This window comes from Pseudomonas sp. SIMBA_041 (assembly GCF_046535095.1).
Lineage (GTDB): Bacteria > Pseudomonadota > Gammaproteobacteria > Pseudomonadales > Pseudomonadaceae > Aquipseudomonas > Aquipseudomonas mucoides.
The window spans coordinates 356437-380908 of record NZ_JAWRXJ010000006.1 but is presented as its reverse complement, the minus strand read 5'-3'; the positions used below and the strand labels follow the sequence as shown (position 1 = coordinate 380908).

The window sequence follows — 24472 nt, the reverse complement described above, 5'->3', positions numbered from 1 at the left end:
TTGTAGTCCTCTGCAGGATTTGCTCCTAGAGGGGATGTCGGGGATTGGCAAGTTGAGTGCTTTAGTGACTGTCAGTCCGCCATCGCGAGCAAGCTCGCGATGGCCGCGACTCGGTTTCAGATCAGCCCTCAACCGCCGGAATATGCCCAAACATCTCCTGAACAAACTCCACGCGCTCTTTCACCGTCTCGGTAACCCCGCGAGCCTTCAACTCTTCCAACCGCGCTTCAACCGCATGTGTACGCAAGGTCAGCCCGCAATCGTTGGCGATCTGGATGTTCAACCCAGGGCGGGCATTGAGCTCGAGGATCAACGGGCCTTTTTCCTGGTCCAGGACCATATCAACGCCGATGTAACCCAACCCGCACAGCTCATAACAGCCGGCCGCGAGTTTCATGAAACCGTCCCAGTAGGGCAGTTGCACGCCATCGACGGCATTGGTGGTGTCGGGGTGTTTGGTGATGATGTTGTTCAGCCAGGTGCCGCGCAATGTTTCCCCGGTCGCGAGGTCGACACCGACGCCGATGGCGCCCTGGTGCAGGTTGGCCTTGCCGCCGGATTGCCGGGTCGGCAGGCGCAGCATGGCCATCACTGGATACCCCATCAGCACGATGATGCGAATGTCCGGGACGCCTTCGTAGCTGATGCTTTTGAAGATCTGGTCCGGGATCACCCGGTATTCGATCAGCGCGCGGTCGCGATGACCACCCAGGGAATACAGGCCGGTGAGGATACTGGAGACATGGTGCTCGATTTCCTCATGGCTGATGATCTTGCCGGACACCGTGCGATAGCGGCCCTCGAAACGGTCGGCGACCACAATGATGCCGTCGCCACCAGCGCCCTGCGCGGGTTTTATCACGAAGTCGGTACGGTCGCCGATGATGGAGTCGAGGTTGTCGATTTCCTTCTCGGTGGAGATCACGCCATACAGTTGCGGCACATGAATGCCAGCGGCAATGGCGCGCTCCTTGGTGATGATCTTGTCATCGACAATCGGGTACAGGCTGCGCTTGTTGTACTTGAGCACGTAGTCGGCGTTACGCCGGTTGATGCCCATGATGCCCCGGGCTTCCAGGGCCTTCCAGGTTTTCCAGAAACCGAACATCAGACGTCCGCCTTCAGGAACGCCTTGAATCGCACCAGTTCGGTCAGGCGGTAGCCGCGATAGCGACCCATTGCCAGCATGAAGCCCACCAGGATCAGCAGGATCGCCGGGAACGTGAACACGAAGTACACCAGCTCCGGCACGGTCATGATCAAGTGCGCCAGGGACGCGGCGAACAGCGTGCCGATCGCCACTTTCATGGCATGGCCCGAACCGCGTTCTTCCCAGGTAATCGACAGGCGTTCGATGGTCATGGTCAGGATCACCATCGGGAACAGCGCCACCGACAGCCCGCGTTCGAGGCCAAGTTTATGGCTGAACAGGCTGATCGCCGCGATCAGCACCACCACGAAGGTCAGCACCACCGACAGCCTTGGCAGCATTTGCAGCTTCAGGTGTTCAAGGTAGGAACGCAGCGACAGCCCCAGCGCGGTGATGATCGTGAACAGCACGATGCCGAAGCCGAGCCCGGTTTCGCGGAAGGCGAGGGCGATCAGCACCGGGGTGAAGGTGCCGAGGGTCTGGATGCCGATCAGGTTGCGCAGGATCAGGATCACCAGCACGCCAATCGGGATCATCACCATGATCATGAACGTCTGCTGGGTTTGCAGCGGCAAACCGTACAGCGAGTATTCGAGGAAGTTGGCGTCGGTGTTTTCGTCGGTCAGCTTGGCCAGGCGAATGGCGTTCATTTCGCTGTTGTTGAGGCTGAAGGTCACGTTGGCTTTTTTGCCGCCATCGACGGTGATCAGGTTTTCGTCGCCGGTCCACCACAGCAGGCGATCGGTCGGCAGGCCTTGCTCACCGGTTTCCGGGTTGAAGTACAGCCAGTCAGTGCCGTTGAAGCTGCGCAACCAGAGTTCAGGCAGTTGCGGCTGGTCGGCCACCAGACGAATGGTGTGGACCTTTTCCACCGGCACGTGGGCGATGGACAGGACCAGCTCGACGATTTTGGCTTTGTTCGCGGTGGACGGATCGCCGGCCAGCAGCAGTTTCACATTGTCGTCGCTTAGATTGTTGACCCGCTTGATCGCTTCGCCAATGAAGGTCTCGACGTCAGCCGAGTGCTGGCGAATCGGTGCGAGCAGGGCTTCGGCGGCGATTTTTTCCGGGCCTTCGACGGCGATACTGTCACGGAAGGTCGGGCCCTTGACCTTGGATTTTTCGCCGGAGTAACGCTTGGTCAGCACCAGACGGTAATAAAGGGTTTGATTGCCCTTGGCCCGACGCGCCGACCAGGTGACCTTGCGGTTGCCGTCGACCCGATTCACTGCCACGCCGTAGTTATTGGAGATGAAGCTCTCGTTGAGGCTGACGAAGTCGCGGCTCAGTGGCGGCACGAACATCTGGATCTTGACCGGGTCCTTGGCACTGGCGACGAACTCGACCTTGGCGTCGATGTTCCACAAGTCGTCGGTGGCGTCTTCGGTCACGGGAATGCCGAGCACGAAGATCTGATAGGCCGTAACTGAAATGCCCAGCACCACCAGGATGGCGATCAGCATTTTCAGATGGAGGTTAAGAGAGCGCATTGGAATTACTCTGCGGTATGAGCGGCGGTGGCGCAGGCGGGTTTGCCAGCAGCGTATTTAAGACTGGGGTCGACCAGCGCGTCGAAGCGTTTGAGCGCTTCGGAGCCGATCAACAGCGGGTATTGGAAGGCGCTGCGGTCGGTCAGGTTCACTTCGATGCTGCGTAATGCCGAACCCATGCAGATGTCCAGCTCGATTACCGGGCGGGCCGTGTACTTCTTGCCTTCTTCCGGGTCGTAGTCACCGGCCCGGCGCTTGATCTTGCTGACACGGGCCAGCGGCCGTTCGATCGGGTGCGAATGGGCGGCGTCGATGGCCAGGTAAAAGCGTACCCAGGACTCGCCGTTGCGTTTGAAGCGTTTGATGTCGCGGGCACTCAGTGAGGCAGTTTTCGCCCCGGTGTCGAGCTTGGCCGCGACTTCCAGGTCGATGCCATCCAGGGAGGCGTACTCGTTGAGGCCGTACACCGTCTTTTCCCCCGCCGCGGCAAAACCGGGCAGACACAGTAGATAAAGGAATGTCGGGAAGGGCTTGAGTCTCATAAATCCTGGCGCGCAGCGGTCCGTACGTCGATTCAAGGCCCTGGCATTGCTGCGCAAGCTCCCTCGTATGCCTATCAGCTATTTGTGACAAACAGTGCAGATGTCACAAACAAATGCGGGCGGCATTCTAGCACGGTGGTTTGCTGGCGCCACCGCTGGCGGGCGGCTATAAACCACTGTGCTGCTTTGTTATGGTGCGGCGGGTTATTAGACGATTGTCGACAATATCGAATTATCCTTTGACTGCGGCGCCTGTTTTCGCTAGTTTTTGCGGCATCAGCTTTCAAGGTGTCGACAATATGTTGGATCAACTGGATCCCCCACTCATTACCCAAGACGATTCGGAGACACTTTCCGAAAACGTCTTCCGGCGTATTCAGGCGGCCATCGTCAAGGGCGAGATCGCCCCGGGCAGCAAGATCTCCGAGCCAGAGCTGGCGCGCACCTATGGCATCAGCCGCGGGCCGCTGCGTGAAGCGATCCACCGCCTGGAAGGTCAGCGCCTGCTGGTGCGCATTCCGCATGTCGGGGCGCGGGTGGTCTCGCTCAATCATGCCGAGCTGCTTGAGCTCTACGAAATCCGTGAATCCCTTGAAGGCATGGCCTGCCGCCTGGCCGCCGAGCGCATGACGCTCGAAGAAATCGACGAACTGCGCCGCGTCCTCGAAACCCACGAGCGTGACGAAGCGTTCCAGGCTGGCCGAGGCTACTACCAGCAGGAAGGTGATTTCGACTTCCACTACCGGATTATCCAGGGCAGCGGTAACCGCACCCTGACGCAAATGCTTTGCGGCGAGCTGTATCAACTGGTGCGCATGTACCGCATCCAGTTTTCCACCACGCCCAATCGTCCACACCAGGCATTTGCCGAGCACCACCGAATTCTCGATGCCATCGCCGACCGTGACGGTGAACTGGCCGAGTTGTTGATGCGCCGCCACATCGGCGCCTCCAAACGCAATATCGCCCGTCATTACCAGGACGGCGCTAACCCGACAGCCAAACGAGGTGAGTCATGAGTTTGAACAAGAGCACTCCAGGCCAGCGTTTCCGCGATGCGGTCGCCAGCGAGCATCCATTGCAAGTGGTCGGCGCGATCAACGCCAACCACGCGCTGCTGGCCAAGCGCGCCGGTTTCAAGGCGATTTACCTGTCCGGTGGCGGTGTGGCCGCGGGCTCCCTCGGCGTGCCGGACCTGGGCATCACTGGCCTGGATGACGTGCTGACTGACGTGCGTCGCATCACCGATGTTTGCGACCTGCCGCTGCTGGTGGACGTGGACACCGGTTTCGGTTCCTCGGCGTTCAACGTCGCCCGTACCGTGAAATCGATGATCAAGTTCGGCGCTGCGGCCGTTCACATCGAAGACCAGGTCGGCGCCAAGCGTTGCGGCCACCGTCCGAACAAAGAAATCGTCTCGCTGCAGGAAATGGTCGACCGCATTAAAGCCGCGGTGGATGCGCGTACCGATGACAGCTTCGTGATCATGGCGCGTACCGACGCCCTGGCGGTCGAAGGTCTGGAATCTGCCCTGGATCGCGCCGCTGCGTGCATCGAGGCCGGCGCCGACATGATCTTCCCGGAAGCCATCACTGAACTGGACATGTACAAGCTGTTCGCCAGCCGTGTGAAAGCGCCGATCCTGGCCAACATCACCGAATTCGGCGCAACACCGCTGTACACCACCGAGCAACTCGCCGGTGCCGATGTATCGCTGGTGCTGTATCCGCTGTCCGCTTTCCGCGCGATGAACAAAGCCGCGGAAAACGTCTACACCGCCATCCGCCGCGACGGCACGCAACAGAACGTCATCGACACCATGCAGACCCGCATGGAGCTTTACGATCGCATCGACTACCACACCTTCGAGCAGAAGCTCGATGCGTTGTTCGCTGCGAAAAAGTAAGTCGAATAACTCCCTAATAAATTTAAGAAACTGGAGGCAGAAATGGCCGAAGCAAAAGTACTCAGTGGCGCCGGGCTCCGTGGTCAGGTTGCCGGGCAAACCGCACTTTCCACCGTGGGGCAATCGGGCGCAGGCCTGACCTATCGTGGCTACGACGTTCGCGAACTGGCGGCTGACGCGCAGTTCGAAGAGGTCGCCTACCTGCTGCTGTACGGCGAACTGCCGAGCAAAGCGCAACTGGATGCCTACGTCAGCAAGCTGAGCAAGCTGCGTGACCTGCCACAAGCGTTGAAAGAAGTACTGGAACGCATCCCCGCCGACGCCCACCCGATGGACGTGATGCGTACCGGCTGCTCGTTCCTGGGCAACCTGGAGCCGGAGAACAACTTCTCCGAGCAACACGACAAGACCGACCGTCTGCTGGCCGCATTCCCGGCGATCATGACCTACTGGTATCGCTTCAGCCACGACGGCAAGCGCATCAACTGCGTGACTGACGAGCCGACCATCGGCGGTCATTTCCTGCACTTGCTGCACGGCGAGAAGCCAAGCGAGTTGCACGTCAAGGTGATGAACGTTTCGCTGATCCTCTACGCAGAGCACGAGTTCAACGCGTCGACCTTCACCGCACGTGTTTGCGCATCCACACTGTCGGATCTGTTCTCCTGCATCACGGCGGCCATCGGTTCGCTGCGCGGTCCACTGCACGGCGGCGCCAACGAAGCGGCAATGGAAATGATCGAGCGCTTCAGCTCGCCGCAAGCGGCGATCGAAGGCACCCTCGGCATGCTCGAGCGCAAAGACAAGATCATGGGCTTCGGTCACGCGATCTACAAAGACAACGATCCGCGCAATGAAGTGATCAAGGGCTGGTCGAAAAAACTCGCTGACGAAGTGGGCGACAAGGTGTTGTTCCCGGTTTCCGAAGCCATCGACAAGACCATGTGGGAGCAAAAGAAACTGTTCCCGAACGCCGACTTCTACCATGCCTCGGCGTACCACTTCATGGGCATCCCGACCAAGTTGTTCACACCGATTTTCGTCTGCTCGCGCCTGACCGGCTGGGCTGCCCACGTGTTCGAACAGCGCGCCAACAATCGCATCATCCGCCCGAGCGCCGAGTACGTCGGCGTTGAACAGCGCAAGTTCGTGCCAATCGAACAACGCTGAATGGTGGGGGCCGACGCAGGGATCTAAATGCAACGCAGATCCCTGTAGGAGCGAGCCTGCTCGCGATGACGGACTGACATGCGACATCAGTGTCGGCAGTTACATCGCTATCGCGAGCAGGCTCACTCCTACAGTGGATTGTGTTCAGTTCAAGTCTTGCGTCTGGCCCCGCCTTTTGAAACTACCGTGACCCGAGTCCTGACGATGAACACAGAATTTCGCAAACAGCTGCCCGGCAGCCATCTGGATTACTTCGACGTCCGCGCGGCTGTCGAAGCCATTCAACCTGGCGCCTACGACACCCTGCCGTACACCTCCCGCGTGCTGGCGGAAAACCTTGTGCGTCGCTGCGACCCGGCCACGCTCACCGAATCCCTGAAGCAATTCATCGAACGCAAACGCGACCTCGATTTCCCGTGGTTTCCGGCCCGTGTGGTGTGCCACGACATTCTCGGCCAGACCGCACTGGTCGACCTCGCCGGCCTGCGTGACGCCATCGCCCTGCAAGGCGGCGACCCGGCGCAAGTGAACCCGGTGGTGCCGACGCAATTGATCGTCGATCACTCCCTGGCCGTCGAACGCGGTGGTTTTGATCCTGAGGCGTTCGAGAAGAACCGCGCCATCGAAGACCGTCGCAACGAAGATCGTTTTCACTTCATCAACTGGACCAAGAAAGCGTTCAAGAACGTCGACGTGATCCCGCCAGGCAACGGCATCATGCACCAGATCAACCTGGAGAAAATGTCTCCGGTGATCCAGGTGCGTGACGGCGTGGCGTTCCCCGACACCTGCGTCGGCACCGACAGCCACACCCCGCACGTTGATGCATTGGGCGTGATCGCCATCGGCGTGGGTGGTCTCGAAGCCGAGAGCGTGATGCTCGGTCGTGCGTCCTGGATGCGTCTGCCAGAAAGCGTCGGCGTCGAGCTGACCGGCAAGCTGCAACCGGGCATCACCGCCACCGACATGGTGCTGGCGCTGACCGAGTTCCTGCGCAAGCAAAAAGTCGTGGGCGCATGGCTGGAGTTCTTCGGTGAAGGCGCCGCTGCGCTGACCCTCGGGGACCGCGCAACCATCTCCAACATGGCACCTGAATATGGCGCTACCGCGGCGATGTTCTACATCGACCAGCAGACCATCGACTACCTCAAGCTCACCGGTCGTGAAGACGATCAGGTGCAGCTTGTGGAGCAATATGCCAAGACCACCGGCCTGTGGGCCGACAGCCTGAAGGGCGCGCAATACGAGCGCGGCTTGACCTTCGACCTGTCCACCGTGGTGCGCAACATGGCTGGCCCGAGCAACCCGCACGCCCGTGTCGCGGTTTCCGATCTGGCCGCCAAAGGCATCTCCGGCAAGTGGGATGACGTGCCTGGCCAAATGCCGGATGGCGCCGTGATCATCGCCGCCATCACCAGCTGCACCAACACCAGCAACCCGCGCAACGTGATCGCTGCCGGCCTGCTGGCGCGCAACGCCAACAAGCTCGGCCTGACCCGCAAGCCATGGGTCAAATCGTCCCTGGCACCGGGTTCGAAAACCGTCGCGCTGTACCTGGATGAAGCCGGTCTGACCGACGAGCTGGAACAGCTCGGTTTCGGCGTCGTCGCCTTCGCCTGCACCACGTGCAACGGCATGTCCGGCGCACTGGACCCGGTGATCCAGCAAGAGATCATCGACCGCGACCTGTACGCCACTGCCGTGCTGTCCGGTAACCGCAACTTCGACGGCCGGATTCACCCGTACGCCAAGCAAGCGTTCCTCGCTTCGCCGCCACTGGTGGTCGCTTACGCCATCGCCGGGACCATCCGTTTCGACATCGAAAAAGATGTGCTGGCCGTGGTCGATGGCAAGGAAATCCGCCTGAAAGACATCTGGCCGAGCGACGAAGAAATCGACGCCGTGGTCAAGGCCTCGGTGAAGCCTGAGCAGTTCCGTCAGGTCTACATCCCGATGTTCGCCATCCACGAAGACACCGGCCCGAAAGTAGCGCCGCTGTACGAGTGGCGCGAGATGAGCACCTACATCCGCCGTCCGCCGTACTGGGAAGGCGCGTTGGCCGGCGCACGTCCGCTCAAGGGTATGCGCCCGTTGGCGGTGCTGCCGGACAACATCACCACCGATCACCTGTCGCCATCGAATGCGATCATGCTGGACAGCGCCGCCGGTGAATACCTGGCGAAAATGGGCCTGCCGGAAGAGGACTTCAACTCTTACGCGACTCACCGCGGTGACCACCTGACGGCACAACGCGCCACCTTCGCCAACCCGAAACTGTTCAACGAAATGGTTCTGGAAAACGGCAAGGTCAAACAGGGTTCGCTGGCGCGCGTCGAGCCGGAAGGCAAAGTGATGCGCATGTGGGAAGCCATCGAAACCTACATGGAACGCAAGCAACCGCTGATCATCATTGCCGGCGCCGACTACGGTCAGGGTTCGTCCCGCGACTGGGCGGCGAAGGGCGTGCGCCTGGCAGGGGTGGAAGCGATTGCCGCCGAAGGTTTCGAGCGCATTCACCGCACCAACCTGGTGGGCATGGGCGTGTTGCCGCTGGAGTTCAAGGCTGGCACCAACCGTCACACCCTGGCCATCGACGGCAGTGAAACCTACGACGTGATCGGCGAGCGCACACCGCGCGCCGAGCTGACGCTGGTGATCCATCGCAAGAACGGCGAACGCGTCGATGTGCCGGTGATGTGCCGCCTCGACACCGCCGAAGAAGTGTCGATCTACGAAGCCGGTGGCGTGTTGCAACGCTTTGCCCAGGACTTCCTCGAAGAGTCGGCAGTCGCCGTCTAACACACGCTGTACAGACACGGGACTTCAAGTCCCGTGTCTGTTTTCAAGGTAAGGAGTAACGAGCACATGGCTCACGCAGCTCAGATCAAAATCCCTGCCACCTACATGCGTGGCGGCACCAGCAAAGGCGTGTTTTTCAGCCTCAAAGACTTGCCTGAATCGGCACAAATTCCAGGCCCGGCCCGCGACGCTTTGTTGCTGCGCGTGATCGGCAGCCCCGACCCGTACGACAAGCAAATCGACGGCATGGGCGGTGCGACCTCCAGCACCAGCAAAACCGTGATCCTGTCGAAAAGCCTCAAGGCCGATCACGACGTCGATTACCTGTTCGGTCAGGTGTCCATCGACAAGCCTTTCGTGGACTGGAGCGGCAACTGCGGCAACCTGTCGGCAGCGGTCGGTTCGTTCGCGATCAGCAACGGTCTGGTCGACGCCAGCCGCATTCCGCACAACGGCGTGGCCGTGGTTCGTGTGTGGCAGGCCAACATCGGCAAGACCATCATCGCCCATGTGCCGATCACCAACGGAGAAGTGCAGGAAACCGGTGATTTCGAACTCGATGGCGTGACTTTTCCGGCCGCCGAAGTGCAGGTCGAATTCATGGACCCGGCGGCGGAAGAAGAGGGCGGCGGTGGTTCGATGTTCCCTACCGGCAACCTGGTGGACGACCTCGAAGTACCCGGCGTCGGAACCTTCAAGGCGACCATGATCAACGCCGGCATCCCGACGATTTTCGTCAATGCCGAAGACATCGGTTACACCGGCACCGAGTTGCAGGGCGCGATCAACAGCGACCCGAAAGCGTTGCTGATGTTCGAAACCATCCGTGCCTACGGCGCATTGCGCATGGGCCTGATCTCGAACATCGACGAAGCGGCCAAGCGTCAACACACCCCGAAAGTGGCCTTCGTGGCCAAGCCGGCGGACTACGTGTCGTCCAGTGGCAAAGCCATTGCAGCAGGGGATGTCGACTTGCTGGTTCGGGCGTTGTCGATGGGTAAATTGCACCACGCGATGATGGGCACGGCGGCGGTGGCGATCGGCACGGCAGCAGCGATTACTGGGACGTTGGTGAACCTCGCCGCGGGCGGTGTCGAACGCAATGCAGTACGTTTCGGTCATCCATCCGGCACGCTGCGTGTGGGCGCAGAAGCCAGCCTGGTCAACGGTGAGTGGACCGTGAACAAAGCCATCATGAGCCGCAGTGCGCGGGTGTTGATGGAAGGTTATGTTCGCGTACCAGGTGATTCCTTCTGACGTAAATTCAGAAATCACCGAAAACCCTGTGGGAGCGGGCTTGCTCGCGATGAGGCTTACACATTCAACATCTTTGTTGGCTGACTCACCGCTATCGCGAGCAAGTCGAATCGTCGCACCGTCGCTCCCACAGTTGACTGCATTTCAAAATAAGAAAGCTTTACTCGACTGAGATTTACCCTGAACCGAGGTCCCATCAACGAACCACTTCAAGAGTGAATCGAACATGAGTGCCAACGTCGACCAGAACATTCGCCCCGAGTACGACCGTGTCCTGCAGGACATTGCCGACTACGTCCTCACCTTCAACATCCAATCCCAAGAAGCCCTCGACACCGCCCGCAACTGCCTGATGGACACGCTGGGCTGCGGTCTTCTGGCGCTGCGATTTCCCGAATGCACCAAACACCTGGGCCCTATCGTCGAAGGCACCGTCGTGCCGTTCGGTGCCCGCGTGCCCGGCACCAGCTATCGCCTTGATCCGGTCAAAGCCGCGTGGGACATCGGCTGCATCGTACGCTGGCTCGATTACAACGACACTTGGCTCGCCGCCGAGTGGGGGCATCCGTCGGATAACCTTGGCGCCATTCTCGCGGTGGCCGATCACCTGTCGCAAAAGAGCCTGGCCAATGGCGAGGCGCCGCTGACCGTTCGCGCGGTGCTCGAAGCGATGATCATGGCCCACGAAATTCAAGGCGTGATTGCCCTGGAAAATTCCTTCAATCGCGTCGGCCTCGATCACGTCATCCTGGTGAAAGTCGCCTCGACGGCGGTCACCGCCAAACTCATGGGCGCCAGTCGCGAGCAGTTGCTGTCGGCGTTGTCCCATGCGTTCGCCGACGGCCAGGCGCTGCGCACGTATCGGCATGCGCCCAATGCCGGCTCGCGCAAATCCTGGGCCGCCGGCGATGCGACCAGTCGCGGCGTCCGATTGGCAGACATCGCCATGCGGGGCGAGATGGGCATTCCCGGCGTGCTGACGGCCAGACAGTGGGGCTTTTACGATGTTTTGTTCAGCCACACCAACAATGATCTGGCGCTCAAACCCGAAGACAAACGGGCCTTCAGTTTCTCGCGGCCGTACGGCAGTTATGTGATGGAAAACGTGCTGTTCAAAATCAGTTTTCCGGCGGAGTTTCATGCGCAAACCGCCTGCGAAGCAGCCGTGACATTGCACCCGCAGGTTCGTAATCGGCTGCATGAAATCGACCGCATCGTCATCACCACTCACGAGTCGGCGATCCGCATCATTTCCAAAGTCGGTCCGCTGGCCAATGCCGCGGATCGCGATCACTGCATCCAGTACATGACCGCCGTGCCGCTGGCGTTCGGCAATCTGGTGGCTGAGTACTACGAAGACGACTTCCACGCAGCGCATCCGATCATCGATGTGCTGCGCGAGAAAATGGTCATCGTCGAAGACCCGCGCTTCACTCGCGAATACCTCGAAGCCGACAAGCGCTCCATCGCCAATGCGGTGCAAGTGTTCTTCAAGGACGGCTCCAGCACCGAGAACGTGGTGGTCGAATACCCGATCGGCCATCGCCGCCGTCGCGCCGACGGTATCCCGCTGCTGGAAGACAAATTCAAGGCCAACCTGGCCACGCGTTTTACCGCCCAGCGCAGTGCGCAGATTGTTGCGTTGTGCACAGATCAGGCTGCTCTGGAAGCTACTCCGGTCAATCGCTTCGTGGACCTGTTCGTGCTCTGAGCCACTTTTCCATCGGCAACTTGGTGATCGCAAACCCGGTCAGCAAAATCGCCGAATACATCATCAGTTCCTGGGACAAGGGTTGCCCCTCGTACCAGGCGCCGATGATCACGGCGAACACCGGAAAGATGATAAACACGAAGGACAAAATGATCGGGCTCAGGCGTTTGAGCAGCAGGAAATAAACGATGAACCCGCCCACCGATGCGACCAGCCCCAGATAGAGCAGGGCACTCCACGACCGCGCGCTGATAGCCGTAAAAATCGGCGCCTCAACCTGCAAACCAGCGAGAAACAACATCACCCCGGCGATGCCGATGGGCAGCGTGTTGTAGGTGATCACGCTGATCGCGGTGCCGTGTTTTTTGGTCACCACGTAACACAACGCATGCATCACCGCCGCGCAGAGAATCGCCAACACCCCGAACAATTCGGCATGGTCCAGATGCAGGCCCTGGCTGCGGATAATCATGAACAGACTGCCAAAGCCGATGGCGATACCGAGCACTTGCGACGGGTAGATTTTCTCGCGCAGAAACAGCGCCGAAAACAACAGGATGAACACAGGCATACAACTGAACAGCAGCGCTGTCAGCCCCGACGAAACGTGCATCTCGCCGTAGTTGAGCAAGTAATACGGCAAGCTGAAATACGACAGGGTGACGAACACAAAAAACCAGCGGCTTTCCTTGGGAAACAATAGCGGTTCACGCCGCATCAGGGTGAAGCCGAGGAATAACGGAAACGCGATCAAAAAGCGCAGGCCGGCAGCCGTCAGCGGCGGCACGGTTTCGACGGCAATCTTGATCCCCAACCACGTCGTGCCCCAGCTCAGGCACACGATCAGGAACAGCACGCTGGTGACCAATGCCGCCAGCCAGGGTTTTCTAACACTTAAAGAGGCACTGATGGCGATGGACATGACTCGGCTCCCTTGTCGTCGGAATTGACCTGCAACCGCAAAAGGTCTATCCCTGATTGCACCTGTTTCAAGCACGCTATTCGGGGATTCAATGACTGTCAAAGCAAGTATTGCCATGGTGTCAATCCTGCGCGATGGCCTCGCCAGCGGGGTGGGCGTGAAGTACAAGCGTCTGGCGGATGCCGTCGAAAAAGCCATCGTCGAGGGGGTGATCGAACCCGGCAGCAAGTTGCCGCCTCATCGGTTGTTGGCGGACAGCCTCGGCGTGACCATCGGTACCATCAGTCGCGCGTATGGCGAGCTTGAGCGCGTGGGCCTGGTCCTCGCTCGTGTGGGTGACGGCACCTATGTGCGTCAGCGCGGAATGGAGCGTCCGCGTGACGGTGGTTTTCGCAACGTCAGCGATGAGCCGCAGGGCTTTTTTGACATGAGCCGCAACCAGCCGATTCCAGGGCGAGAGGCGCTGTTTCTGAGTCAGAGCCTGCAAGCGTTGGCCCTTGATCCGGGGGCGTTGCAACACCTCTGCGGCTACATCGCCGACGCCGGATTACCGCGTCATCGTGCCGCGGGTGCGCACTGGTTGCGGCACCAGGCATTCGAGCCGAATGCCGAGCAGATCGTTTGCGTCAACGGCGGTCAGCACGGTCTGTTGTGTGCCTTGATGGCGTTGCTCAAAGCGGGCGATACCGTGGTCACGGAACATTTGACGTATCCGGGTTTGATCAGTGTCGCGCGCATGCTCGGAATCAAGTTGATCGGTGTCGCGATGGATGATGAAGGGCTGATGCCGGATGCGCTGGAGGACGTTTGCCGTAACCATCGTGTGTCGGCGTTGTATTGCACGCCGACGATCCAGAATCCTACGGCGGCGGTGATGTCCGTTCCACGGCGCGAGGCCATTGCGGCGGTCTGCCGACAACACAATCTGCTGATTTTTGAGGATGAAGCCCACGCGGTTTTGGCGCCGCAGCGACCGCTGCCCCTGAGCCATTTTGCCCCGGAGCGTTCGGTGTTGATTGGCAGCTTGAGCAAGGCTGTTTCTGCGGGTTTGCGCGTCGGTTATCTGCATGCGCCGCAACCGTTGATCGGACGCTTGAGCGCAGCCGTGCGCGGGACGTGCTGGATGGCCAGTCCGCTAACGCTGGAAGTGGCGAGTCAGTGGATCGAAAACGGCGTTGCCGAGCAGTTGTTGGGGCAGCAGAGGGTCGAGATCAGTCGACGTAAGTCACTGGTCGCGGGATTGCTGGATGGGTTGGTTTACAAGACTCATTCCCACAGCCCGCACTTCTGGATCGAAGTGCCCGAGCCATGGCGGGCATCGCAGATCGCAGCGGAGCTCAAGGAGAATAATTATCGGGTGGCGACTGCCGAGGCGTTTGCGGTGGGGCATGGGGCGGTGCCGCAGTTCGTTCGGGCGAGTGTGTGCAATTCGGCGGGGGATGATCGGTTGTTGCTGCGAGGGTTTGAAGCATTGGCCGGGGCGCTGGCCGAGACCGCGTAATCGTTCATCGCGGGCAAGCCACGCTCCCACAGTGGATCTTCAGTGAACACAACGTTTGTGCACGACAAAGATCCCCTGTGGGGTGTGGCTTGCCCGCGATGGCGACAGGACAGGCACTGGGGGGCTACTTGAACCGCCGCTCCACACCCTTCTCAACAAGAATCTTCGCCGAAATCTCTTCCACCGAAAAATGCGTGGAGTTGATGTGCGGAATGTTCTCGCGGCGGAACAGATTCTCCACCTCGCGCACTTCAAATTCGCACTGGGCATAGCTCGAATAACGGCTGTTGGGTTTGCGCTCATTGCGGATCGCAGTGAGGCGGTCCGGGTCGATCGTCAGGCCAAACAGCTTGTGCTGGTGGGCGCGCAGGGCGCTGGGCAGGGTCAGGCGTTCCATGTCGTCTTCGGTCAGCGGGTAGTTGGCCGCGCGGATACCGAATTGCATGGCCATGTACAGGCAGGTCGGGGTCTTGCCGCAACGCGACACGCCGACCAGGATCAGATCGGCCTTGTCGTAGTAGTGCGTGCGGGCGCCGTCGTCGTTGTCGAGGGCGAAGTTCACCGCCTCGATGCGTTCCATGTAATTGGTGTTGGCACCAATGGAGTGGGACTTGCCGACGGTGTAGGAAGAATGCTCGGTCAATTCCTGCTCAAGCGGCGCCAGGAAGGTCGAGAAAATGTCGATCATGAAACCATTGGAAGTCGCGAGGATCTCACGAATGTCCTGATTGACGATCGTGTCGAAAATAATCGGCCGGAAGCCGTCGGTTTCGGCGGCTTTGTTGATTTGTTGTACCATGGCCCGCGCTTTATCCACGTTGTCGATGTACGGTCGCGTGAATTTGCTGAAGGTAATGTTTTCGAACTGCGCCAGGAGGCTTTGACCCAGGGTTTCGGCCGTGATGCCGGTACCGTCGGAAATAAAGAAAGCAGATCGTTTCATTTGCACCTTGGGCCTTAAGCTAATGACGAATCTTGGATATGATAGGCGCGGTTTGTCGGCCGCCAGTGGCCCGCATTCTCACTTATTTTCCAGGTCCAGGCCATACAGCTGGCAAACGCTCCCCCGAGCAGCCGGCTTCTGAGCTTTTCCAACACAGTTAGTGGAGAGATCACCTTGGTAGAGTACGTAGTTTCCCTCGATAAGCTCGGCAAACACGATGTTGAGCATGTGGGGGGCAAGAACGCATCCCTGGGCGAGATGATCAGTAACCTCGCAGGTGCCGGTGTATCGGTGCCCGGTGGCTTCGCCACGACAGCTCAGGCTTATCGTGATTTTCTGGAACTGAGCGGTCTCAACGATCAGATCCATGCCGCCCTCGACGCCCTGGATGTCGACGATGTCAACGCCCTGGCCCGTACCGGTGCCCAGATTCGTCAATGGATCATGGAAGCCGAGTTCCCCGAGAAGCTCAACGCCGAAATCCGCACCGCGTTCGCCACGCTGTCGGCCGGCAACCCTGACATGGCCGTGGCCGTGCGCTCTTCCGCTACCGCCGAAGACTTGCCGGACGCTTCTTTCGCCGGTCAGCAGGAAACCTTCCTGAACATCCGTGGTGTCGAAAACGTTATTCGCGCCGCCAAAGAGGTGTTCGCTTCGCTGTTCAACGACCGCGCCATTTCCTATCGCGTACACCAGGGCTTCGACCACAAGCTGGTGGCCCTGTCGGCTGGCGTTCAGCGCATGGTCCGCTCCGAAACCGGCACCGCCGGCGTGATGTTCACCCTCGATACTGAATCAGGCTTCCGTGACGTGGTGTTCATCACCGGCGCCTACGGCCTGGGTGAAACCGTCGTACAAGGCGCGGTGAACCCGGATGAGTTCTACGTCCACAAAGGCACGCTGGCCGCTGGTCGCCCAGCCATCCTGCGCCGCAACCTGGGCAGCAAAGCCATCAAGATGATCTACGGCGAAGTCGCCACGGCCGGTAAATCGGTCAAGACCATCGACGTCGACAAGGCTGATCGCGCACGTTTCTGCCTGACCGACGCCGAAGTCAGCGAACTGGCCAAGCAAGCGATGATCATCGAGAAGCACTACCAGTGCCCGATGGACATCGAATGGGCCAAAGACGGTGACGACGGCAAGCTCTACATCGTTCAGGCCCGTCCTGAAACCGTGAAGAGCCGCACCCAGGCCAACGTCATGGAACGTTACCTGCTGAAAGAAACCGGCACTGTGCTGGTTGAAGGTCGCGCCATCGGCCAGCGCATCGGCGCCGGCAAGGTCCGCATCATCAAGGACGTGTCCGAGATGGACAAAGTCCAGCCAGGCGACGTTCTGGTCTCCGACATGACCGACCCGGACTGGGAACCGGTCATGAAACGCGCCAGCGCCATCGTCACCAACCGTGGCGGTCGTACCTGCCACGCGGCGATCATCGCTCGCGAGCTGGGCATCCCGGCCGTGGTCGGTTGCGGCAACGCCACCCAGTTGTTGAAAGACGGCCAGGGCGTGACCGTTTCCTGCGCTGAAGGCGACACCGGTTACATCTTCGAAGGCGAACTGGGCTTCGACATCAAGAAGAACTCCGTTGACGCCATGCCGGACCTGCCGTTCAAGATCATGATGAACGTCGGCAACCCGGACCGCGCCTTCGATTTCGCGCAGCTGCCGAACGCCGGTGTGGGCCTGGCCCGTCTGGAATTCATCATCAACCGCATGATCGGTGTTCACCCCAAAGCGCTGTTGAACTATGACGGTCTGCCGCAGGACATCAAGGACAGCGTCGACAAGCGCATTGCCGGTTACAACGACCCGGTCGACTTCTACGTCGACAAACTGGTCGAAGGCATCAGCACCCTGGCTGCAGCGTTTACACCGAAAAAGGTCATCGTGCGTCTGTCGGACTTCAAGTCCAACGAATACGCGAACCTGATCGGCGGCAAGCTCTACGAGCCGGAAGAAGAAAACCCGATGCTGGGCTTCCGTGGTGCTTCGCGTTACATCAGCGAATCGTTCCGTGACTGCTTCGAACTCGAGTGCCGTGCCCTCAAGCGCGTGCGCAACGAGATGGGCCTGACCAACGTCGAAATCATGGTGCCGTTCGTCCGTACTTTGGGCGAAGCCAGCCAGGTGATCGATCTGCTGGCCGAAAACGGTCTGGCTCGCGGCGAAAACGGTCTGCGCATCATCATGATGTGCGAACTGCCATCCAACGCGATCCTCGCTGAAGAGTTCCTCGAATTCTTCGACGGCTTCTCGATCGGTTCCAACGACCTGACTCAGCTGACGCTGGGCCTGGACCGTGACTCCGGGATCATCGCGCACCTGTTCGACGAGCGTAATCCGGCGGTCAAGAAGCTGCTGGCGAACGCCATTGCCGCGTGTAACAAGGCAGGCAAGTACATCGGCATTTGCGGTCAGGGTCCTTCGGACCACCCGGACCTGGCCAAGTGGCTGATGGAGCAGGGCATTGAAAGCGTTTCGTTGAACCCGGACTCCGTACTGGAAACCTGGTTCTTCCTGGCTGAAGGTCAAGCCTCGGCGTGATGTGAATGAAGCCCCGGTCAAGTGGCCGGGGCTTTAAGAATTGAGTAGGGCGGGCTCCTCTGGATGCCGCCCTTTTTTGTGCAAGAGCATTATGCAAAGCAGCAGCAACCTATTTCCTGTCGCCCTGATCAGCGCCGAACGGCGCGGTGATCTGAGCGAAGATGTTTACCGTTTGAAGCCGGCAAACAGTCCCGACGTCAGCGTCGAGCTGGCCGTTACCCGGTTGGGCATGGCCGATGAGCCGGCGGTACGTGGCGTGCCGGTGATCCTGTTGCACGGCAGCTTCTCCAATCGCCGCTTCTGGTTTTCCCCGAAAGGGTTGGGGTTGGGCGCCTATCTGACGCGTCTGGGATTCGATGTGTGGATTCCCGAAATGCGCGGCCATGGCCTGTCCCAGCGTAACCAGAACTACCGCAAGAACCGTGTCGCCGACTACGCGCGTTACGATCTGCCCGCCATTGGCGCGTTCGTGCGTGAGCAAAGTGGCCAGGTCCCGCACTGGATCGGTCACTCGCTGGGCGGAATTACGTTGGCGGCAGCATTGGGTGGTGAGTACATCGGTGAACCTGTGGTGGCGTCTGCGGCGTTTTTTGGCACGCAGGTCAGCCGCACCTATTGGCCGTTGAAGATTCCCCCGGTGGAGTGGAGCGGGCGCTTTATTCTCAAGCGTTTTGCGCAACTGTCGGGATCACGGCTCAAGCGCGGACCGGAGGACGAGCCGATTGGCCTGGCCCTGGAAAGCATGCGTTGGTACGGATTGTTCGGGCGTTTTGGCGATGCCGACAAAGACTGGTGGGCCGGATTGGCCAATGTGGCGATGCCAGTGTTGGCCGTGAGCGCTGTTGGCGATCATCAGGACCCGGCGTGGGCGTGCCGCAAATTGTTCGAGCAGATCGGTTCCGAGCACAAGCAGTTCATCAACCTTGGCCGCGAACAGGGCTTTGGCGATAATTTTGGCCACGTAGAGATGCTGGTCAGCAAAGCGGCTCAAGCCGAGGTCTGGCCGTTGGTGGCGCGGTGGTTGGGTGATCAACAGACGCCCTTGATGGGCGATAAGCCGGATCTGGCGACGGCAGTTTGAGCCTGGTGCTCTAACAAGGGCATTTCGCTCTGATCGGCTTGCGGCTAAGATATGACGCATTGAGCAGTTTTGGTCACGTTTCGACACCCTCGATTGTCTTCCTCTTTACAGGAGTTTCTCGATGAATCATTACCTCACGCCTGACCTGTGCGACGCCTATCCGGAGCTGGTGCAGGTGCTGGAACCGATGTTCAGCAATTTCGGTGGCCGTGATTCTTTCGGCGGCGAAATCGTGACCATCAAGTGCTTCGAAGACAACTCGTTGGTCAAGGAGCAAGCCGAGCTCAAGGGCAATGGCAAGGTGTTGGTGGTCGACGGTGGTGGTTCGCTGCGTCGTGCGCTACTGGGCGACATGATCGCCGAGAAGGCCGCGAAAAACGGTTGGGAAGGGCTGGTGATCTACGGTTGCATCCGTGACGTCGACGTCATTGCACAAACCGACCTGGGGGTTCAGGCCCTGGCCAGCCACCCGATGAAAACCGACAAGCGCGGCATTGGCGATCTGAACGTCGCGGTGACCTTTGCCGGCGTGACGTTCCATCCAGGCCATTACATTTACGCGGACAACAACGGCGTGATCATCTCGCCAAGCCCGCTGAAAATGCCTGAATAACCAGAAACCAACAAAGGGATGCGGATGTTCGAGGAAGAAAACGCGCAGTGGGGCCTGGTGCATGCCCTGGTACTGGACGGTAAAGGCAGTGCGCGTTCGATAGCCCGGACTGAACTCGATGACTTGCAGCTTCAGGCCCATGAGAGCCTGTGGCTGCATTGGGATCGCAGTCATCCGCAAACCCAGACCTGGCTGCGTAAAACCAGCGGTCTGAGTGAATTCAGTTGCGACCTCCTGCTCGAAGAAAATACCCGACCGCGTCTTCTACAGCTTTCGGACAGCGAACTGCTGCTATTTTTGCGTGGGGTCAATTTGAATCCCGGCGCAGAACCGGAAGACATGGTTTCGGTGCGGATTTTCGCCTCGGCCAAGCGGGTTATTTCCCTGCGCTTGCGTCCATTGCGCGCCACCGATGAATTGTTGGTGCAGCTCGCCGACGGCAAAGGGCCGAAAACCGCGTCCGAACTCGTCCTGTATATGGCGCAGTACCTCACCAATAAAGTGCAGGATCTGGTCAGTTGCCTCTCGGAAGTGGTCGATGAGGAAGAAGAAAAACTGGATGCCGACGAACGGTATACTCCCGAGCACGGCGCCATATTGCAGATCCGTCGCAGGGCAGCGGCGCTGAAACGTTTTCTTGCACCTCAGCGGGATATTTTCGGGCAACTGACGCGTATAAAATTGCCCTGGTTTGTCGAAGACGATGGCGATTACTGGAACGAATTGAACAACAGCCTGACCCGCTACCTTGAGGAGCTGGAATTGACCCGGGAGCGGGTGGGGCTGGTCCTCGAGGCTGAAGACAGACGTTTGAGCGTGCGCATGAACCGCACGATGTACCGCTTCGGGATCATCACCGGGATCTTTTTGCCGATGAGTTTCCTGACCGGTCTTTTGGGGATCAACGTCGGTGGTATTCCGTTCTCGGCGAGCCCGTATGGCTTCCTGATTGCGTGCCTGATGATGGTCTCGGTGGCGCTCGGGCAGTGGTGGTTATTTCGACGTTTGCGTTGGGTGTGAGCATGCGTCATGTGACCCGGGCAAATTTGATCGCGTCTTTCACAGACATCACGAGAGGTGCGTATGCACGATCCGTTTGAACAGTCTTTGCGCGACATGCTCAATGCATCACCGTCCACCCGGGACGACGATGCGTGCCTTGGGCGTGTACTGAAAACCGCCAATCGCCAGGTCGGCGCTGGCGATCTGTTCAGCCTGCTGGGCCGCTGGTTGCCCGCGCTGATGATTGCCCTCAACAACGGCTCGGCCCACGTCGCGCCAGTCTCCCGCCACCGTAAACCTACCGTTCGCACTGCTGATAAGGCTGATTGAATATGGAACTTGATCTCTGGACTCAGAGCCTCGTCACTGCAATGACTGCGTTATGGACAAAGGTTGCGAACTTCATTCCGAACCTGTTCGGCGCATTGGTTGTGCTGCTGTTGGGTTTTGTCGTGGCGAAACTTTTGGACACTTTATTGTCCAAGCTGCTCGCCAAGCTGGGTCTCGATCGCCTGATGGGCGGCACCGGTCTGACTAAATTATTGTCCCGGGCCGGCCTTCAAGTACCGATATCGACCTTGATCGGCAAGATCGTCTATTGGTTCGTCCTGCTGATTTTTCTGGTTTCTGCAGCAGAATCCCTTGGACTTGAACGAGTTTCAGCTACGCTGGATATGCTGGCTTTGTATCTGCCCAAGGTATTTGGCGCAGCGCTGGTGTTGCTGGTGGGTGTGTTGCTGGCGCAATTGGCCAATGGGCTGGTGCGCGGCGCGGCAGAAGGCGTAGGGCTGGACTATGCTTCGGGGTTGGGACGAATTGCTCAGGGCCTGGTGATAATCATCAGTATCTCGGTAGCGATCAGCCAGTTGGAGGTCAAGACAGACCTGCTCAACCATGTGATTGTCATCGTATTGATCACCGTTGGTCTGGCGGTTGCGCTGGCCATGGGGCTGGGAAGCCGGGAAATTGCCGGTCAGATTCTTGCGGGAATCTATGTGCGTGAGCTGTATCAGGTTGGGCAACAAGTGCGTGTTGGCGAGGTCGAAGGTCAGATCGAAGAGATCGGCACGGTTAAAACCACATTGCTGACCGATGAGGGTGAGCTAGTCTCTCTCTCCAATCGGATTCTCTTGGAGCAGCATGTGAGTAGCCGCTAACCCGGCAAACCCTGCTAATGTATGCCGCCGCGAATTGCCCCGAAAGGGCAGCGGCGGACATTGACCTGACTGTCGGCCCGACTTGTTTTGAATAAAGCTCAATCGCTCTCCACGCGCTACGACCCCCGCGAGCTCTCTGATGAGGAGTTGGTCGCGCGCTCGCATACCGAGCTGTTTCACGTAACGCGCGCCTATGAAGAACTGATGCGGCGTTACCAGCGAACATTATTTAACGTCTGTGCCCGATACCTTGGGAACGATCGCGACGCAGACGATGTCTGTCAGGAAGTGATGTTGAAGGTGCTGTACGGCTTGAAGAACTTCGAGGGGAAATCGAAGTTCAAGACATGGCTATATAGCATCACGTACAACGAATGCATCACACAGTATCGGAAGGAACGGCGAAAGCGTCGCTTGATGGACGCTTTGAGTCTGGACCCCCTTGAGGAAGCGTCTGAAGAAAAGGCGCCGAAACCCGAGGATAAGGGTGGACTTGATCGCTGGCTGGTGTATGTAAACCCGATTGACCGTGAAATTCTGGTGCTACGTTTTGTCGCAGAGCTGGAATTTCAAGAGATCGCGGATATCATGCATATGGGTTTGAGTGCGACAAAAATGCGGTACAAACGTGCTCTTGATAAATTGCGTGAGAAATTTGCAGGCATTGCTGAAACTTAGTTCAGCGCAAATATCTCTTACGTGTAGGCTAGTTCTGATAGACTAGCCGCCGAGTTGTCCCCCGGTTTGAGGGACTGCTTTACAATCACCAGATGGGGATTTAACGGATGAAACTGAAAAACACCTTGGGCTTGGCCATTGGTACTCTTATTGCCGCTACTTCGTTCGGCGTTCTGGCACAAGGCCAAGGCGCAGTTGAAGGCGAGCTCAACTACGGGAAGAAGTACAACGACAGCGTTAAGAACGTTGAAGACGGCTACACTCCTGGCGCCTCCATCGGTTACTTCTTGACCGACGACGTATCGTTGAACCTGACCTACAATGCTGACGACCACACCCGTTCGAACAACGGTACCGGTTCTCAGAAAATTGAAGGCGACCAGTTCGGTCTGAACGCTCAGTACCACTTCAACAACGCTGGCGACGCTCTGCGTCCTTACGTTCAAGGTGGCGTTAAGCACGGCAGCATGACCAACGTAGCCGCTGATGGCCACACCGGTCGTGACCAGTCGACTTTCCTGACTGCTGGCGCTGGTCTGAAGTACTACTTCCTGGAAAACGTCTACGCTCGTGCTGGCGTAGAAGCTGACTACAAACTGGACAACGGCAAGTGGGACTACATCCCATCCGTTGGTCTGGGCGTGAACTTCGGTGGCGGCAACAAGCCAGTCGCTGCTGCTCCAGCTCCAGAAGTCTGCTCCGACAGCGACAACGATGGCGTTTGCGACAACGTTGACAAGTGCCCAGACACCCCAGCCAACGTAACTGTTGACGCTGATGGCTGCCCGGCAGTTGCTGAAGTTGTTCGTGTTGAGCTGGACGTGAAATTCGACTTCGACAAGTCGGTAGTCAAGCCAAACAGCTACGGCGACATCAAGAACCTGGCTGATTTCATGAAGCAGTACCCATCCACCACCACTACTGTTGAAGGTCACACTGACTCCGTCGGTCCTGACGCTTACAACCAGAAACTGTCCGAGCGTCGTGCAAACGCCGTTAAACAAGTTCTGACCAACCAGTACGGTGTTGAATCGTCCCGCGTTCAGTCGATCGGCTACGGCGAAACTCGCCCAGTTGCTGACAACAAAACTGAAGCTGGCCGCGCTGTAAACCGTCGCGTAGAAGCGCAGGTTGAAGCCCAAGGTAAGTAATTACCCGCCGCTCTGAGAAAAGCCCGGCTTAGGCCGGGCTTTTCTTTGTCTGCGATTTGGTGAACCGGGATGTGTCAGGCGCGTTGATATCCGACGTTAATGTCGACGGACAGGGCCTCTTCGCGAGCAGGCTCGCTCGCACAGTTGCCGGCAACTGCTCCAATCACCAGGATGGCCGGGCTTTTCAACGCGAAGGCCAAGGCATCTTCTTCCATCGCCATCAGGCTGCTCCGACATTCCCGTTGATGCGGCAACGATGCATTTTCGATCATCGCCACCGGCGTATCTGCTGACATTGCGCCCGCCAGCAGTTGCTCACGGATCTCGCTGAGCTTCGCAACACCCATGTAGATCACCAGCGTCGTGCCACCTTGAGCGAGCGCTTGCCAGTTCAGGCTGCTGCCATCCTGAGTGTGGGCGGTCACCAGCGTCACGCCTCGCGCGACACCGCGCAGGGTCAACGGAATATCGCATTGAGTCGCGCCAGCCAGGCCGGCGGTGATGCCATTGACCAGCTCGGCCTCGACCCCGCGCTCACGCAACCACTGCGCTTCTTCACCGCCACGCCCGAAGATGCACGGGTCACCCCCCTTGAGCCGCACGACGCATTTGCCCTGACGGGCATAACGCAGCATCAAACGATGAATGAATTCCTGTGGCGTAGAGCGGCAGCCACCGCGTTTACCCACCGGAATAATGCGCGCGCCGGGGCAGTGCTCAAGCACCGCGTCGTTGACCAGATCGTCGATCAGCACCACATCCGCTTCTCTCAACGCTCGAACAGCTTTAAGGGTCAGCAATTCAGGGTCACCGGGACCCGCGCCCACCAGCCAGACTTTTGCGTTCATT

Annotated in this window: 21 protein-coding genes; 15 read left to right on the top strand and 6 right to left on the bottom strand. The window is 58.9% G+C overall.

Features of this window, described 5'->3' with window-relative positions:
- Nucleotides 1-121: 121 nt before the first annotated feature.
- Genes SB725_RS17215 through SB725_RS17205 form a run of 3 tightly spaced genes read right to left on the bottom strand, consistent with a single transcriptional unit; the run spans nucleotide 122 to nucleotide 3182 of the window.
- Entirely contained in the window at nucleotides 122-1108 is a 987-nt protein-coding gene (locus SB725_RS17215) for an alpha-L-glutamate ligase-like protein (protein ID WP_027922541.1), read from the bottom strand.
- Nucleotides 1108-2640, bottom strand: coding sequence for an inactive transglutaminase family protein (locus tag SB725_RS17210; RefSeq protein WP_027922542.1), 1533 nt, complete (start codon nucleotides 2638-2640; stop codon nucleotides 1108-1110). Before SB725_RS17210 ends, SB725_RS17215 begins: the two co-directional genes overlap by 1 nt.
- A 5-nt stretch (nucleotides 2641-2645) precedes the next feature.
- Nucleotides 2646-3182 carry an ATP-dependent zinc protease gene (locus tag SB725_RS17205; protein WP_027922543.1) on the bottom strand — a complete coding sequence of 179 codons (537 nt, stop codon included), beginning with the start codon at nucleotides 3180-3182 and terminating at the stop codon, nucleotides 2646-2648.
- Nucleotides 3183-3484: 302 nt separating this feature from the next.
- Between SB725_RS17205 and SB725_RS17200 the strand changes: the two genes are divergently transcribed.
- The 6 genes from SB725_RS17200 (at nucleotide 3485) to prpD (ending at nucleotide 12025) form a co-directional block, all read left to right on the top strand.
- Nucleotides 3485-4201 carry a GntR family transcriptional regulator gene (locus SB725_RS17200; protein WP_172825947.1) on the top strand — a complete coding sequence of 239 codons (717 nt, stop codon included), beginning with the start codon at nucleotides 3485-3487 and terminating at the stop codon, nucleotides 4199-4201.
- A complete protein-coding gene (prpB, locus tag SB725_RS17195) occupies nucleotides 4198-5088 on the top strand; it encodes a methylisocitrate lyase (protein WP_027922545.1) in 891 nt (296 codons plus the stop codon). Before SB725_RS17200 ends, prpB begins: the two co-directional genes overlap by 4 nt.
- Before the next feature lie 42 nt (nucleotides 5089-5130).
- A complete protein-coding gene (gene prpC, locus SB725_RS17190) occupies nucleotides 5131-6258 on the top strand; it encodes a 2-methylcitrate synthase (protein ID WP_027922546.1) in 1128 nt (375 codons plus the stop codon).
- A 204-nt stretch (nucleotides 6259-6462) separates the two neighbouring features.
- Nucleotides 6463-9057 carry a Fe/S-dependent 2-methylisocitrate dehydratase AcnD gene (gene acnD, locus SB725_RS17185; protein WP_027922547.1) on the top strand — a complete coding sequence of 865 codons (2595 nt, stop codon included), beginning with the start codon at nucleotides 6463-6465 and terminating at the stop codon, nucleotides 9055-9057.
- A gap of 66 nt (nucleotides 9058-9123) precedes the next feature.
- Nucleotides 9124-10314 carry a 2-methylaconitate cis-trans isomerase PrpF gene (prpF, locus tag SB725_RS17180; protein WP_027922548.1) on the top strand — a complete coding sequence of 397 codons (1191 nt, stop codon included), beginning with the start codon at nucleotides 9124-9126 and terminating at the stop codon, nucleotides 10312-10314.
- Nucleotides 10315-10540: 226 nt separating this feature from the next.
- Nucleotides 10541-12025 carry a 2-methylcitrate dehydratase gene (gene prpD / locus SB725_RS17175; protein ID WP_027922549.1) on the top strand — a complete coding sequence of 495 codons (1485 nt, stop codon included), beginning with the start codon at nucleotides 10541-10543 and terminating at the stop codon, nucleotides 12023-12025.
- Here prpD and SB725_RS17170 read toward each other — a convergent pair.
- The gene (locus SB725_RS17170) at nucleotides 11994-12902 is read right to left on the bottom strand and encodes a DMT family transporter (protein ID WP_371258939.1); all 909 of its coding nucleotides are present in this window, start codon (nucleotides 12900-12902) and stop codon (nucleotides 11994-11996) included. The two genes, prpD and SB725_RS17170, sit on opposite strands and share 32 nt — an antisense overlap.
- A 136-nt stretch (nucleotides 12903-13038) precedes the next feature.
- Between SB725_RS17170 and SB725_RS17165 the strand changes: the two genes are divergently transcribed.
- Nucleotides 13039-14448 carry a PLP-dependent aminotransferase family protein gene (locus SB725_RS17165; RefSeq protein ID WP_410922316.1) on the top strand — a complete coding sequence of 470 codons (1410 nt, stop codon included), beginning with the start codon at nucleotides 13039-13041 and terminating at the stop codon, nucleotides 14446-14448.
- A gap of 124 nt (nucleotides 14449-14572) precedes the next feature.
- Here the strand turns inward: SB725_RS17165 and SB725_RS17160 are convergent, their stop codons facing one another.
- The gene (locus SB725_RS17160) at nucleotides 14573-15391 is read right to left on the bottom strand and encodes a pyruvate, water dikinase regulatory protein (protein WP_027922552.1); all 819 of its coding nucleotides are present in this window, start codon (nucleotides 15389-15391) and stop codon (nucleotides 14573-14575) included.
- Nucleotides 15392-15565: 174 nt separating this feature from the next.
- Here SB725_RS17160 and ppsA point away from each other — a divergent pair, with 174 nt between their 5' ends.
- The 8 genes from ppsA (at nucleotide 15566) to SB725_RS17120 (ending at nucleotide 23623) form a co-directional block, all read left to right on the top strand.
- Nucleotides 15566-17941 carry a phosphoenolpyruvate synthase gene (gene ppsA, locus SB725_RS17155; protein ID WP_027922553.1) on the top strand — a complete coding sequence of 792 codons (2376 nt, stop codon included), beginning with the start codon at nucleotides 15566-15568 and terminating at the stop codon, nucleotides 17939-17941.
- Nucleotides 17942-18032: 91 nt separating this feature from the next.
- Nucleotides 18033-19022: an alpha/beta fold hydrolase gene (locus SB725_RS17150; RefSeq protein WP_027922554.1), complete on the top strand. Its 990-nt coding sequence runs from the start codon at nucleotides 18033-18035 to the stop codon at nucleotides 19020-19022.
- Between the two features lie 121 nt (nucleotides 19023-19143).
- Entirely contained in the window at nucleotides 19144-19635 is a 492-nt protein-coding gene (gene rraA / locus SB725_RS17145) for a ribonuclease E activity regulator RraA (protein ID WP_027922555.1), read from the top strand.
- A gap of 24 nt (nucleotides 19636-19659) precedes the next feature.
- Complete coding sequence (locus SB725_RS17140) at nucleotides 19660-20655, top strand: zinc transporter ZntB (protein ID WP_027922556.1); 996 nt, start codon at nucleotides 19660-19662, stop codon at nucleotides 20653-20655.
- Between the two features lie 63 nt (nucleotides 20656-20718).
- Complete coding sequence (locus SB725_RS17135; protein ID WP_027922557.1) at nucleotides 20719-20967, top strand: hypothetical protein; 249 nt, start codon at nucleotides 20719-20721, stop codon at nucleotides 20965-20967.
- Nucleotides 20968-20969: 2 nt separating this feature from the next.
- Entirely contained in the window at nucleotides 20970-21794 is an 825-nt protein-coding gene (locus SB725_RS17130; RefSeq protein ID WP_008048604.1) for a mechanosensitive ion channel family protein, read from the top strand.
- An 87-nt stretch (nucleotides 21795-21881) separates the two neighbouring features.
- Nucleotides 21882-22472 carry an RNA polymerase sigma factor SigX gene (gene sigX, locus SB725_RS17125; protein WP_008146300.1) on the top strand — a complete coding sequence of 197 codons (591 nt, stop codon included), beginning with the start codon at nucleotides 21882-21884 and terminating at the stop codon, nucleotides 22470-22472.
- Nucleotides 22473-22579: 107 nt separating this feature from the next.
- The gene (locus SB725_RS17120) at nucleotides 22580-23623 is read left to right on the top strand and encodes an OmpA family protein (protein WP_027922558.1); all 1044 of its coding nucleotides are present in this window, start codon (nucleotides 22580-22582) and stop codon (nucleotides 23621-23623) included.
- 74 nt (nucleotides 23624-23697) lie between these two features.
- On the opposite strand, the gene cobA is transcribed toward SB725_RS17120, so the two are convergent.
- Entirely contained in the window at nucleotides 23698-24471 is a 774-nt protein-coding gene (gene cobA / locus SB725_RS17115; protein WP_027922559.1) for a uroporphyrinogen-III C-methyltransferase, read from the bottom strand.
- Nucleotide 24472 lies beyond the last annotated feature (1 nt).